The organism is Azospirillum argentinense, from assembly GCF_000632475.1.
In the GTDB taxonomy this organism is placed as follows: Bacteria; Pseudomonadota; Alphaproteobacteria; order Azospirillales; family Azospirillaceae; genus Azospirillum; species Azospirillum baldaniorum.
In genome coordinates, this window is sequence record NZ_CP007793.1 from 3,008,301 (window position 1) to 3,020,079 (window position 11,779).

14 protein-coding genes are annotated in these 11,779 nt (G+C 69.6%); 9 read left to right on the top strand and 5 right to left on the bottom strand.

Going from position 1 to position 11,779, the window contains the following annotated elements; genetic code table 11:
- The first annotated feature begins 17 nt into the window (after positions 1–17).
- The 3 genes from ABAZ39_RS14005 to ABAZ39_RS14015 are packed head-to-tail and all read left to right on the top strand — an operon-like array spanning position 18 to position 2,251.
- Positions 18–935, top strand: a complete 918-nt coding sequence (locus ABAZ39_RS14005) for a sulfite exporter TauE/SafE family protein (protein ID WP_014238878.1) — start codon at positions 18–20, stop codon at positions 933–935.
- Complete coding sequence (locus ABAZ39_RS14010) at positions 932–1,711, top strand: TIGR02186 family protein (RefSeq protein ID WP_038530271.1); 780 nt, start codon at positions 932–934, stop codon at positions 1,709–1,711. Before ABAZ39_RS14005 ends, ABAZ39_RS14010 begins: the two co-directional genes overlap by 4 nt.
- Before the next feature lie 3 nt (positions 1,712–1,714).
- A complete protein-coding gene (locus tag ABAZ39_RS14015; protein WP_038530273.1) occupies positions 1,715–2,251 on the top strand; it encodes a universal stress protein in 537 nt (178 codons plus the stop codon).
- A gap of 21 nt (positions 2,252–2,272) precedes the next feature.
- Here the strand turns inward: ABAZ39_RS14015 and ABAZ39_RS14020 are convergent, their stop codons facing one another.
- Both ABAZ39_RS14020 and ABAZ39_RS14025 read right to left on the bottom strand, forming a co-directional pair.
- Entirely contained in the window at positions 2,273–3,739 is a 1,467-nt protein-coding gene (locus ABAZ39_RS14020; RefSeq protein ID WP_038530274.1) for a fused MFS/spermidine synthase, read from the bottom strand.
- A gap of 30 nt (positions 3,740–3,769) precedes the next feature.
- Complete coding sequence (locus tag ABAZ39_RS14025) at positions 3,770–5,038, bottom strand: adenylate/guanylate cyclase domain-containing protein (protein WP_038530276.1); 1,269 nt, start codon at positions 5,036–5,038, stop codon at positions 3,770–3,772.
- Positions 5,039–5,146: 108 nt separating this feature from the next.
- Between ABAZ39_RS14025 and ABAZ39_RS14030 the strand changes: the two genes are divergently transcribed.
- Entirely contained in the window at positions 5,147–5,701 is a 555-nt protein-coding gene (locus ABAZ39_RS14030; protein WP_038530278.1) for a NifU family protein, read from the top strand.
- 87 nt (positions 5,702–5,788) lie between these two features.
- On the opposite strand, the gene ABAZ39_RS14035 is transcribed toward ABAZ39_RS14030, so the two are convergent.
- Together ABAZ39_RS14035 and ddpX are read right to left on the bottom strand one after the other, a co-directional pair.
- Positions 5,789–6,829, bottom strand: coding sequence for a polysaccharide deacetylase family protein (locus tag ABAZ39_RS14035; RefSeq protein ID WP_038530280.1), 1,041 nt, complete (start codon positions 6,827–6,829; stop codon positions 5,789–5,791).
- 231 nt (positions 6,830–7,060) lie between these two features.
- Positions 7,061–7,612, bottom strand: a complete 552-nt coding sequence (gene ddpX, locus ABAZ39_RS14040) for a D-alanyl-D-alanine dipeptidase (RefSeq protein WP_038530284.1) — start codon at positions 7,610–7,612, stop codon at positions 7,061–7,063.
- 101 nt (positions 7,613–7,713) lie between these two features.
- On the opposite strand from ddpX, the gene tsaB reads away from it, so the two are divergent.
- Both tsaB and ABAZ39_RS14050 read left to right on the top strand, forming a co-directional pair.
- Positions 7,714–8,400, top strand: a complete 687-nt coding sequence (gene tsaB / locus ABAZ39_RS14045) for a tRNA (adenosine(37)-N6)-threonylcarbamoyltransferase complex dimerization subunit type 1 TsaB (RefSeq protein ID WP_038530287.1) — start codon at positions 7,714–7,716, stop codon at positions 8,398–8,400.
- On the top strand, positions 8,397–8,909 hold the full coding sequence (locus ABAZ39_RS14050) for a GNAT family N-acetyltransferase (protein ID WP_051658034.1): 513 nt from the start codon (positions 8,397–8,399) through the stop codon (positions 8,907–8,909). The genes tsaB and ABAZ39_RS14050 overlap by 4 nt, the downstream gene beginning before the upstream one ends.
- 3 nt (positions 8,910–8,912) lie before the next feature.
- Here ABAZ39_RS14050 and ABAZ39_RS14055 read toward each other — a convergent pair whose 3' ends face one another.
- A complete protein-coding gene (locus tag ABAZ39_RS14055; protein WP_014238868.1) occupies positions 8,913–9,203 on the bottom strand; it encodes a sulfurtransferase TusA family protein in 291 nt (96 codons plus the stop codon).
- Positions 9,204–9,258: 55 nt separating this feature from the next.
- Here ABAZ39_RS14055 and ABAZ39_RS14060 point away from each other — a divergent pair, with 55 nt between their 5' ends.
- The 3 genes from ABAZ39_RS14060 (at position 9,259) to ABAZ39_RS14070 (ending at position 11,672) form a co-directional block, all read left to right on the top strand.
- Positions 9,259–9,675 carry a Ros/MucR family transcriptional regulator gene (locus tag ABAZ39_RS14060; RefSeq protein WP_014238866.1) on the top strand — a complete coding sequence of 139 codons (417 nt, stop codon included), beginning with the start codon at positions 9,259–9,261 and terminating at the stop codon, positions 9,673–9,675.
- Positions 9,676–9,985: 310 nt separating this feature from the next.
- A complete protein-coding gene (locus ABAZ39_RS14065; protein ID WP_014238865.1) occupies positions 9,986–10,810 on the top strand; it encodes a GNAT family N-acetyltransferase in 825 nt (274 codons plus the stop codon).
- A gap of 28 nt (positions 10,811–10,838) precedes the next feature.
- A complete protein-coding gene (locus ABAZ39_RS14070) occupies positions 10,839–11,672 on the top strand; it encodes a lysophospholipid acyltransferase family protein (protein ID WP_038530296.1) in 834 nt (277 codons plus the stop codon).
- Positions 11,673–11,779: the final 107 nt, after the last annotated feature.

The window sequence follows — 11,779 nt, forward strand, 5'->3', positions numbered from 1 at the left end:
CCGCCGGCTCCGCCCCCATGCAAGTCTATCTGCCGATCGCCGAGATGTCGGTCAACGCCCTGCTCGTGCTCGGCATGGGGGGGCTCGTCGGCTTTCTGTCCGGCATGTTCGGGGTGGGCGGCGGCTTCCTGATGACGCCGCTGCTGATCTTCATCGGCGTTCCGCCCGCCATCGCGGTGGGCACCCAGGCCAACCAGCTCGTCGCCGCCAGCGTCTCGGGCGTGCTCGCCCACTGGCGGCGCGGCAACGTGGACGTCAAGCTCGGCGTCGTCATGCTGCTGGGCGGCATGGTCGGCACGGTGGTCGGCGTCTGGATCTTCTCCATATTGCAGCGGATCGGCCAGATCGACGCGGCGATCACGCTGTCCTACGTCTTCTTCCTCGGCACCATCGGCACGATGATGATGGTGGAGGCCAGCCGCGCGCTGATCCGCCGCCGCGCCCCCACCGCCAAGCGGGGCAAGCTGCACCGCCACATGTGGCTGCACGGCCTGCCGCTGAAGATGCGGTTCCAGCGCTCCAAGCTCTACATCTCCGCCCTGCTGCCGGCCGGGATTGGGGCGGTCGGCGGGATGCTGGTGGCGATCATGGGCATCGGCGGCGGCTTCATGCTGGTGCCGGCGATGATCTATCTGCTGAACATGCCGACCGGTCTCGTGGCCGGCACCTCGCTGTTCCAGATCATCTTCACCACGGCCATGGCGACGCTGCTCCAGGCGGCGACCAACCAGACGGTGGACGTGATGCTGGCGCTGCTGCTGCTGATCGGCGGGGTGGTCGGCGCGCAGTTCGGCACCAAGGCCGGCGGCCGGCTGCGCGGCGAGCAGGCGCGCCTTCTGCTGGCCTCGCTGGTCGTCGCGGTGGCGCTGAAGCTCGCTTTCGATCTGGTGGTCGAGCCGAACGACGTCTTCACCATCTCGACGAGGATGTCGTGAGCGCTGTCCGCAAGGGCACCGGGCGGCTGTGGTCCGTCCGGATCGCCGGCGGGGTGGTGGGGCTTCTGGCGGGGGTGTTCCTCGCCGCCACGGTGTGGGCGCAGCAGCTCGTCGCCGACCTGTCCAGCCACCTGATCGCCATCACCACCGGCTTCACCGGGACGGAGGTCGTGCTGTTCGGCACCACCGACGGGGCGGGCGACGTCGCCATCGTGGTGACCGGCCCGCGCACCCCGGTCACGGTGCGCCGCAAGGAGCGCATCGCCGGCATCTGGATCAACGCGCGCAGCGTGCGGTTCGAGCAGGTGCCCGGTTACTACATGGTCGCGACGAACCGCCCGCTGGACCAGTTCGTCGGCCGTCCGGTGCTGGAGCGCCACCAGATCGGCCTGCCCAACCTCCAGCTCGGCCCGCGCGAGCAGCTGGCTCCGGACCAGCTCGCCCTGTTCCGCTCCGCCCTGATCCGCAACAAGCAGCGGGCCGGGCTCTACGGCATCACGCTGGGGCAGGTGGCCTTTCTCGGCGAGCGGCTGTTCCGGACCAACATCTATTTCCCGGCCAACGTGCCGACGGGCCTGTACAATGTGGAAGCGCTGCTGATCCGCGACGGCGAGGTGGTCAGCGCCCAGACCACGCCGCTGGTGGTGTCCAAGGTCGGCTTCAGCGCGGAAATCTACGACTTTGCGCGCAACCAGCCGATGATTTACGGTGTTGCCGCGGTGATTGGCGCCATCGCCGCCGGCTGGCTGGCCGGCGCCATCTTCCGGAGGGTGTGACCCATGTCCGATCCGATTGCGTCCATTCCGACTGCGTCCGATCCGGCCGTTTCCGAACCGGAGGTTACGGCCAAGCCGCCGGTCCGCATCTTCCTGGTCGTGGTGGACGAGAGCCCGGAGCTTCAGCTCGCCCTGCGCTACGCCTGCCTGCGCGCCCGCAAGTCGGGGGGCAAGGTGGCGCTGCTCTACGTCATCGAGCCGGGCGAGGTGCAGCAGTGGCTGGCCCTGGAGAACCTGATGCGCGAGGAGCAGCGCGCGGAGGCGGAGCAGAAGCTGCAGAAGCTGGCCCGCGACGTCAACCGCCTGACCGGCACCCTGCCGGCCCTGTACGTGCGCGAAGGCAACCGCCGCGACGAGGTGCTGGCCCTGATCGACGAGGAGCCGAGCATCTCCATCCTCGTGCTGGCCGCCGGCGTCGAACCGGAAGGGCCGGGGCCGCTGATCTCCTACTTCACCAACCGCGGCCTTGCGAAGATGCGCATTCCGCTGACCATCGTGCCGGGCGGCATCGGCATCGACGCGCTGGACGCCATCACCTAAGGCGTCTCAACCTGAGGCATCTCACCGGCCGTAGAGAGCGGTGAGGCTGCGCTGGTCGATGTCGGACCGGTCGTCGGTCAGCACCGGGTGGCCGGCCAGTTCGGCGGGGGCCAGCGTCTCCAGGATGCGCGAGGCGGCGTACGCCGCACCCGGCGGAGCGGCGCGCAGGCGTACGCTCAGCTCCTCGAGCGTACGCTCCTCCTTCGTGGCGATCAGCAGATAGTTCCCGCGCCCGGCGTCGGCGACGTACACCGACGGGAAGACCGCCCCCTGCGTCGCCGCCAGCGGCCCGACCAGAGCGTCGCGGTCCATGGGAGAGGCGACGTTCATGACCAGCACGCCGCCCGGCGCCACCCGCCGCTCCACCGCCGCGAAGAACTCCCTGGTCGCCGTGAAGAAGGGGATCAGCGCGGTTGAATAGAGATCGACGATCACCACGTCGTGCTGCTCCGGCGACCGCTCGACGTGGCGGCGGGCGTCCTCCACGGCGACGCGCACCTCGGGCCGCAGGCCGAACCTCTCGCGCGCCACCTCGACCACCGCGGGGTCCAGCTCAACCCCCAGGATGTCGGCGCCGGGCCAGCTGTCGAGGATCTCCTTGGCGGCGGCCCCGCCGGCCAGCCCCAGCACCAGGACGCGCGTGCCGTTTCCCAGGGCCGGAACGGCGGCGAACAGGTCGTAATAGAGGCCGGTCGGGCCGCCGTCCTTGCGCAGCCGCGACTGGGTCGCCCAGGCCACGTTCAGATGCAGGCGGATCTGCTCGGCGTCCTCCTGCACCATGATCGTGTTGTGCGGCGTCTCGCGGTAAAGGGCGAAGCCCTGCCCCTCGCCATGGCCGGCGGCCCAGGCCAGGGGAACCGCCAAGGCCGCGGCGGCGGCCACCCGTTTCCCACCCGGAACGAACAGGCAGGCGAGCGCCGGCAGGACCGCCGCCAGCGCGTAGCCCGCCGACACCCCGACCTGCGGGATCGCGTAGAAGGAGGCGAAGAAGGTGCCGCCGATGCTGCCCAGCGTGCCGACCGCGTAGATCCGCCCCGCCGCCGCCGCACCGGTCAGGCTGCTCAAGCCCGCGCAGATCGGCGACACCATGGCCAGCGCGAAGGACGGCAGCCCGAGGATCAGCGCCGCCCCGACGACCGACCCCTCGACCGCGTTGAAGCGGCCCGCGGCGTCGGCCAGCATCGGCTTGCCCAGCCAGGGCGTCAGCGCCGCCGCGGCGACCCCGGCCAGCAGGGCGGCGCGCAGCGCCGGCACCGCCTTCGGCCCGTCGCCGAGCTGCCCGCCGGTCCAGTAGCCGGCGGCCATGAAGGTCATCACCACGCCGATGACGGCGCCCCACTGATAGACCGAGTAGCCGAAATGCGGCGCCATCAGCCGTCCGCCGAGGATTTCCATCATCATCAGCGACCAGCCCGCCGAGAAGGCGGCGGCGGCCAGCGCGAAGGAGTGGAGGGACGGGCGGGCGGGGGAGGGATCGCGACCGCTCAAGGCCGGCGACCGGGGGTTCGTTGCAGCGCCCTATTCATTGGTCCCTTCATTGGTCCCTGTCTTCTCCTTCAGCCCATAGACCTCGATCGGGTCGTTCAGCCCCTTCACCGGGTGCCAGCCGACCGAGACGAGACGGCTGGCGCAGGCCTCGGCCACCTCGGCGGAGGTCAGGACGTTGCGCTCCAGGCGGCTGCACAGCCCCTCGATCCGGCTGACAAGATTGACCGCCGGGCCGATGACGGTGAAGTCCAGCCGGTTGGCGGAGCCGATGTTGCCGTACATGACCTCGCCCATGTGCAGCGCGATGCCGCAGCGCAGGGTCGGCTGGCCCCAGGCGGAGCGTTCGGCGTTGCGGGCGGCCATGTCGGTCAGGGCCTCCTGCGCGGCGTCCAGCGCCTTGGTGCAGGCGGCGGCCCCGGTCGGGTCGCTCTCCTCCAGCGGGAAGATGGCCAGCATGGCGTCGCCGATGAACTTCATGATCTCGCCGCCGCGGCTCTCCACGGCGCCGCCCATGATCTCGAAATAGCCGTTCAGCAGGGCGATCAGCTCCTCGCGCGGCAGCCGGTCGGCCAGCGAGGTGAAGCCGCGCAGGTCGCAGTACCACAGCACGGCGCGGACGTTGGCGCCGGTGCCGCGGCGGATGTCGCCGGACAGGATGCGCGCGCCGGTGCGGTGGCCGACATAGGTGTCCAGCACCGTCGTCGCCAGCCGCCGCAGCGCCAGCGTCTCCAGCACCGCGCCCAGCGCCGGCAGCACGGCGTCGACCAGCGCCAGATCGGCGGTGGAGAAGCCGCCGGGCCGGTCGGTGGTGAAGCTCAGCACGTTGCGCCGTCCCCCGGCGAACAGCACGGTCATGGCGACATAGTCCGTCGCCCCCTGCGCTTTCAGCTCGGCGAAGACCGGGTATGGGTAGGGCGGCTCCATCTGCTCCAGCCGGTAGCGCAAGCCGTCGGCGCCGTCCTCGATCAGGGTGGCGAAGGGGCTGGTCAGATATTCGTCGCTGGTCTCGGTGCCGTGGGCGCGGGTGGCGATCTCCACCTGCTCGGCGTTGCGGCGCCAGAAGAAGGCGATGGTGCGGATCTGCGGGTGCAGCAGGGGCAGGGCGCAGACCGCGCGCAGCAGCGGGACGCCGGACGCCATCAGTCGCCGGCAGAACCGGTCCATCATCGGCTCGAAGCCGGGGGCGTGCCGGCCTTCGAGCAACAGCCATTCGACGACCTCCCGCGCGGCGTCGTCGATGGATGGGGCCCCAGGGATGGCCGAGGGGGTTGCCGGTGCGGTGGCCACGGGCGGTGCCATGCTCACGGATCGATAACCATAAAGATGCGATGCTTGATCTGTCGGCGGATTCTGCCCAAGTTTCGCCTACGCCGCCAGTGTTGTTCGGCGCCGATGGAGGATATCACCATGTTCATTCAGACCGAGCAGACGCCCAACCCGGCGACTCTCAAGTTCCTGCCGGGGCGTGACGTGCTCGGACGCGGCACCGCGGACTTCCCGTCCCGCGATGGTGCCGCCGCTTCGCCGCTGGCCCAGCGGCTGTTCGAGATCGACGGGGTCCAGGGCGTGTTCCTGGGCGCCGACTTCGTGACCATCACCAAGGCCGGCGACAAGGAGTGGTTCCTGCTGAAGCCGTCGATCCTCGGCGTCATCATGGAGCATTTCACCGCCAACCGCCCGGTGCTTCTGGAAGAGGCGGCCGGAGACGGCCACGCCACCAGCGCGGACGACGACGAGATCGTCACCCAGATCAAGGAACTGCTGGACACCCGCGTGCGTCCCGCGGTGGCCCAGGACGGCGGCGACATCACCTTCTACGGCTTCGAGGAAGGCGTGGTGTATCTGGAGATGAAGGGGGCCTGCTCCGGCTGCCCCAGCTCCACCGCCACGCTGAAGGCCGGCATCGAGAACATGCTGCGCCACTACATCCCCGAGGTGGTCGAGGTTCGCGCCGTCCGCTGACGGCGTCCACCGGACGGGCGTGGCCGGCACAGGCCGCGCCCGCCGGCGTGTCTCTCCGCTTACTCCGGCCGTTTTATTCCGGCCGTTTTATTCCGGAACGACGAACTGCATGCCCAGCCAGCGCCATCGTCCCTCGGGGGCGGGCAGGGTGCAGTTCACGCGCGTGCGGCCCGGCGGGAAGGGGTCGCGGATGCGCACCTCCACCCGGTCCTCCGTCACGCGCTCCAGCGCCGTCCGGCCCTGGCCGGCGGCGAAGCAGGCCAGCCGCGCGATGTCGCCGATCTCGTCCGACACGGTGAAGCCGATCGACGGCGGGTTGACGGTCAGCAGTGGATCGTCGGGCGTCAGGTCGGTCACCGGCAGCGGCAGCGCGTTGGCGGCCAGCCGGAAGCGGTCGACGCTGCCGAAACTCTCGTTCATCACGAAGCGGGGCAGGGTCGCCCGGTCGGCCTGCGGGTGCAGGACGCCCGACTGCTGGCCGAAGGCGGCGGCGAAGCCCTGCTCCGTCACGATGGTCCGCAGCGCCGACGACACCTCGCCCTGCGGGTAGGCGAACAGGGTGGGGCGCTGGCCGGTCTCCGCCTGCAGCCGGTCGGCCATGCGGCGCAGCTCCGCCTTCACCTCCTCGGCGGGGCGGGACACCAGCGACTGGGTGGAGGCGCCGAGCCCACCGAGCGTGACCCCGGCGGCGGCGAGCTGCCGCACCTCCGCCCAGCTCATGTGGGCGGGCGACCCGCGGTCGATGGCGTCGGTCGCCACGAACAGGGTGAAGGGAAGACCCGCTGCCTTCAGCCGCGGCCACGCCTCGCGGAAGGCGGAGCGGCTGGCCTCGTCGATGGTGATCGCCACCGCCCGGTCGGGCAGCGGCGCGCCGCTGCGCAGCGCGTCCAGGATGCGGGGCAGGGGCAGGACCTGATAGTCGCCGTCCTGAAGCTCGTCCAGATGGGCTTCGAACTGGTCGATCCGGATGCTGATGGACGGGGTCTGGTCCTCGCCGAACCGGTCGTAGGCGAAGACGACGGCGGTGTTCGCGGTTCCGTCTGCCGCAACGCCGGGGCTTCCCGCCAGGGCCTGGAAGGCCCAGGCGGCGGCCACGGCGAAGAGGGTGGCGGCGCGGCGGAACGGCATGGCGGCCTGTCGTGGGTCCGGAACGGTCGCGCGGCCGGACGAGGGTCCGGGCTGCGCCACGGCTGGTGTGGCACAGGCACGCCGCCGGGAACAAGTCCGCAACACATACTCTGTGCTTCGCGTGCTTTCGTGATGCAGCCTTGCAACAACCCCTATGACACTAGGCCTTATGGCGTCCGGCCGCGGAGCCGGTGCCCGCAGCCGGATCGCCAGGGGCCGGATCGACAGGGATCAGCCCATCATCAGCCCGCCCAGGGCCGCGTCGGTCAGCAGGGGGTAGCGCTGCTCGTCCGGCAGTTGATAGTGCCACCACTCGCAGCTGTAATGCCGCCAGCCCGCCGCCGTCATGACGCCGAGAAGGGCGGCGCGGTTGCGCTGCTGCTCCGTGGTCAGGTCGGTGCGGCCATGGTGGGACTGCTCGGTCATGTCGTCGAAGCCGGTGCCCATGTCCAGCGGGCGCCCGGAGCCGTCGGCCAGCGTCAGATCCACCGCGACGCCGCGGGAATGGGTGGAGCCGCTCGACGGATCGGCGATGTAGGACGGATTGGGCAGCGCCCGCCACAAGGCCCATTGCGCCTCGACCGGGCGGAAGGCATCGTACAGCCGCAACCGGCAGCCGATGCCGCGGGCCAGCCGGATCGCCGCGCGCAGCGCCGCCGCCGCGTCGGGGTGCAGCAGGCAATGCGGGTGCCGGTAGATGGGGACCCCGGTCAGGTTGTCCGGCGTGGCGTACAGCAGCTCGATGTCGACGTCGAAGTCCGGTGGTGCGATGGGTGTGAGCATGATCCATGCCGTCAGGGAAGGTCGGGGCTGTCTATCACGCTCTTGACCCAGGCTTGAAGTGGGGCTTTGAAGATGGCGGATCTGACGACGCGTGTGAGGCGATGAGAGTTCTGGGACTGGACACGGCGACCTCTGGCTGTTCCGCCGCGCTGTGGGACGACGGCGCCGTCACCGTGCGGCGGCGCGAGCCGATGGCGCGTGGGCAGGCGGAAGCGCTGGTGCCCCTGGCGCAAGCGGTGATGACGGAGGCCGGCTGCGCCTTCGACGCGCTGGACCGCATCGCCGTGACCGTCGGGCCGGGTGCCTTCACCGGCCTGCGCATCGCGCTGGCGGCGGCGCGCGGCTTCGCCCTGGCCGCCGGGCTGCCGGTGGTCGGGATCACCAGCTTCGACGCGGTCGTTCATGGGTTGCCGGACGCGGAGCGGGACGGCCGCGCGGTGCTGGTTGCCGTGGATTCCCGCCGCAGCGAGCCGTTCCTGCAACTCTTCCACCCGGACCTGACGCCGTTCGGCGAACCGGCGATGCTGGAGCCCGCCGCGGTGCCGGGCTGGCTGGACGGATTGCTCGCCGGTGAAGCCGGTGCCGTGCCATTGCTGATCGCCGGGGACGGGGCGGCCGCGCTGCGCCCGCTTCTGGAAGGGCGTGCCGACACCATTTTCGCCGCCGGGCCGGGCACGCCCGATGCCGCCGTGGTCGCCGCCCTGGGCGCCCGGCGGGAGGTCGGTCTGCCGGCCCAGCCCTTCTATCTGCGCGCGCCCGACGTCTCCCTGCCGCGGAAGACGGCATGACGGCGGCCCCGCCCGAGCTGTCCAGCCCCCGGACGTCCCATCCGGTGCGGCTTCAGGCCGCCGGCCTTGCCGACGCCGCGGTGATCGCGGCCTTGCAGCAAGTCTGCTTTCCCGACGATCCCTGGAGCGGCGAGGCGGTCGCCAGCCTGATCGGCCAGCCCGGCTTCTTCGCCGCGCTGGCCTTGCGGGAGGGCGCGGAGGGCGACGATCCGGTCGGCTTCCTGCTGGCGCGGGTGGCCGCGGAGGATGGCGAGATCATCGCCGTCGGCGTCCGGGCCGACGCGCGGGGGCAGGGCACCGGGCGGCGGCTGGTCGCGGCGGCGCTGGACGGCGCCCGGGCGCTGGGCGCCACGGCGCTGTTCCTTGAAGTCGCCGAAGACAATGGTATGGCGCAATCCCTGTATAAATCTTGTGGTTTCTTTGCCGTTGGCCGTCGTCCCGGCTATTACCGCAGGGCGGACGGAAGGGTTGCCGCCCTGGTGTTGCGGTATTCGTACACCGACAAATAAACCTTAACCTTTCTGAATCCACAAACGGTGCACCCCGTCCGGCTCATCCGGATTTTCGGGCGTTACGGCGAGAATGGAGTGACCCAGTTCGGCTAAGGATCGGGGTACATTCTCCAAGGGTTCGCCAGCGTTCAGCCGGACTTCAAGCGTCTGCCCGGCCGCCATGCGCTCCACCGACAACTTGGTCTTGACGAAGGTTAACGGGCACACCTCGCTGGTGATGTCCAAAAACAAATCCGGAGATTTTTTTTCGTACACTGCTTCCTCTTTAAGAGCAAAGGATGGATATTGCACGCGGCCACAAACCTCTTTATATGGAGAGGAACGCCAAGCTGCGGAGCAAGCTTACATGAGCAATGGTAACCCTTCCAACGCGCTGTTGTCTCTGACCACGGAGATCGTGGCGGCGCATGTCTCGAACAATACAGTCGCTCTCGGCGATCTTCCGACGCTGATTGAGCAGGTGTACAAGTCACTCGCGAATGTCGGGACCGAGCCGGTTGCGACTGAGGAGCGTCCGCAGCCCGCGGTGCCCATCAAGAAGTCCGTCACTCCCGACTACATTGTATGCCTGGAGGATGGCAAGAAGCTGAAGATGCTGAAGCGCCATCTGAAGACGGCCTACGACATGTCGCCGGAGGAATACCGCGACCGCTGGGGCCTGCCGGCCGACTATCCGATGGTCGCCCCGAACTACGCCCGCCAGCGCAGCTCGCTGGCCAAGCAGATCGGTCTCGGCACCCGCGCCCGCCGCGGCGCGGCCTAAGATCCATCGGGCTTGCGCGTTGGTGTCCGGCGGACCGCCGCTGTTCGGTCCGCCCCGGAACCCCATCGCCCGGATGTGATCTTTTCTTCCTTCCCGCGTGATCATTGCCGTCCCGCCTTGCCGCCGTCCCCGTTCGCCGGGGCCGGACCTTGTGGCTTGCCCGGAGTCCGGGCTTGCCGGGGACGGGTTCGTCACGTCGCGGTTGACCGGCAACCGGCCATTCGTGTTATCCCTGTTCCGTGCCCGACCGGGCTCCGGAAGGAGAACCGGCGGTTGCCGCGACCCGAACAACGCCAGCGAAGCGTCGAGTATGGCTGATACAGGCACGGACCAGGGCAGCTCTTCGGATCTGCGCATGGGCTCCCTCGAAGTGCGGCTGGCCGAAAGCGCCGCCGAGATCGATTGGGCGCAGGCGCTGCGCTACCGCGTCTTCTATGAGGAGATGTCGGCGGTGCCGTCGCCGGACATGGCCGCGCGCCATCGCGACTTCGACGATTTCGACACCATCTGCGATCATCTGCTGGTTATCGACCACGCCCGCGGCGACGGCCCGGACTCCGTGGTCGGCACCTACCGGCTGATCCGCCGCCCGGCGGCGGCGAAGGCCGGGCGCTTCTATTCCAGCGACGAGTACGACATCGGGAGGCTGCTCAGCTATCCGGGGGAGATCCTAGAGCTGGGACGGTCCTGCGTCGACGCCGCCTACCGCACGCGCGGCAGCAGCATGCAGCTGCTGTGGCGCGGCATCGCGGCCTATGTCTTCCACCACGACATCGCGGTGATGTTCGGCTGCGCCAGCCTGCCGGGCACCGATCCGGTGGCGATGGCCGAGCCGCTCGCCTATCTTCATCATTTCCATCTGGCCCCCGAGGAGCTGCGCCCGGTGGCGCTGCCGGAACGCTATATCGGCATGGATCTGATGCCCCGCGAGCAGATCGATCCGAAGCGCGCGCTGACCGTTCTGCCGCCGCTGATCAAGGGCTATCTGCGGCTGGGCGGCTTCATCGGCGACGGCGCGGTGATCGATCACCAGTTCAACACCACCGACGTGTCGATCGTGGTGAAGACCGACCTGATCACCAACAAGTATTCCAAGCATTACGAGCGGCGCAGCCGCGACGCCCAGATCGCGTGATCCGCGATTGCATCAGGAGACGGGTGGCATGACGGCGGTGGATGCAACCGGTGCGCGCGCCCTGGGATCGCCGGTGCGCGGCGGCCTGCGTCTGGCGGTCTATCTGCTGTGGACGCTCCTGCTGGTCCCGGTGCAGGCGCTGGCCGTCGCTGTGCGCTCGCCGCTGCGCTTCCGGATACCGCGGTTCTACCACCGGGTCTGCGCCGCCATCCTGGGCATCGGCGTCGTGGTGCGCGGCGAGCGCGCCATGGACGGGCCGGTGCTGTTCGTTTCCAACCATTCCTCCTACCTCGACATCACGGTGCTGGGGTCGGTCATTCCAGGCTCCTTCGTGGCGAAGAGCGAGGTCGCCGGCTGGCCCTTCTTCGGGGCGCTGGCGAAGCTGCAGCAGACCGTCTTCGTGGAGCGCAAGGCCCGCTCCGGGGTGGAGAAGCAGCGGGACGAATTGGGCGCCCGCCTGGACGCCGGCGACAGCCTGATCCTGTTCCCCGAGGGCACCTCCAGCGACGGCAACCGCACGCTCCCCTTCAAGACGGCGCTGTTCGCGGTGGCCGCCCGGCGCATCGGGGACCGGCCGCTGACCGTGCAGCCGGTCAGCATCGCGCCGACGCGGCTGGACGGCATCCCGATGGGGATCGCCTTCCGTCCCTGTTACGCGTGGTATGGCGACATGGATCTCGCCCCCCATCTGTGGACGGTCTTCACGCTGGGCCGCATGACGGTGGAGGTGGAGTTCCATCCCCCGGTGACCATCGACGGCTTCTCCAGCCGCAAGGCCCTGGCCGATCATTGCCAGCGCGCCGTGGCGCGGGGCGTGGAGCGCGCGGTGTCCGGAAAGCCGCCGCCCCCCGCCGCAGCGTGACGGAAACGTTCCACACCGCGAAATGGGCTGCGAAATGGGCCGCGAAATGAATGATCGGCCTGCGGGCACGATTGACTCGTTTTCCCGCAGTCGTGCTACCATATCGG

Coding starts and splice junctions, on each gene's coding strand:
- ABAZ39_RS14005 (WP_014238878.1), top strand. CDS start 18: ATGCAAGTCTATCTGCCGATCGCCGAGATGTCGGTCAACGCCCTGCTC.
- ABAZ39_RS14015 (WP_038530273.1), top strand. CDS start 1,715: ATGTCCGATCCGATTGCGTCCATTCCGACTGCGTCCGATCCGGCCGTT.
- ABAZ39_RS14025 (WP_038530276.1), bottom strand. CDS start 5,038: ATGGCACCGCCCGTGGCCACCGCACCGGCAACCCCCTCGGCCATCCCT.
- ABAZ39_RS14030 (WP_038530278.1), top strand. CDS start 5,147: ATGTTCATTCAGACCGAGCAGACGCCCAACCCGGCGACTCTCAAGTTC.
- ABAZ39_RS14035 (WP_038530280.1), bottom strand. CDS start 6,829: ATGCCGTTCCGCCGCGCCGCCACCCTCTTCGCCGTGGCCGCCGCCTGG.
- ddpX (WP_038530284.1), bottom strand. CDS start 7,612: ATGCTCACACCCATCGCACCACCGGACTTCGACGTCGACATCGAGCTG.
- tsaB (WP_038530287.1), top strand. CDS start 7,714: ATGAGAGTTCTGGGACTGGACACGGCGACCTCTGGCTGTTCCGCCGCG.
- ABAZ39_RS14050 (WP_051658034.1), top strand. CDS start 8,397: ATGACGGCGGCCCCGCCCGAGCTGTCCAGCCCCCGGACGTCCCATCCG.
- ABAZ39_RS14060 (WP_014238866.1), top strand. CDS start 9,259: ATGAGCAATGGTAACCCTTCCAACGCGCTGTTGTCTCTGACCACGGAG.
- ABAZ39_RS14065 (WP_014238865.1), top strand. CDS start 9,986: ATGGCTGATACAGGCACGGACCAGGGCAGCTCTTCGGATCTGCGCATG.
- ABAZ39_RS14070 (WP_038530296.1), top strand. CDS start 10,839: ATGACGGCGGTGGATGCAACCGGTGCGCGCGCCCTGGGATCGCCGGTG.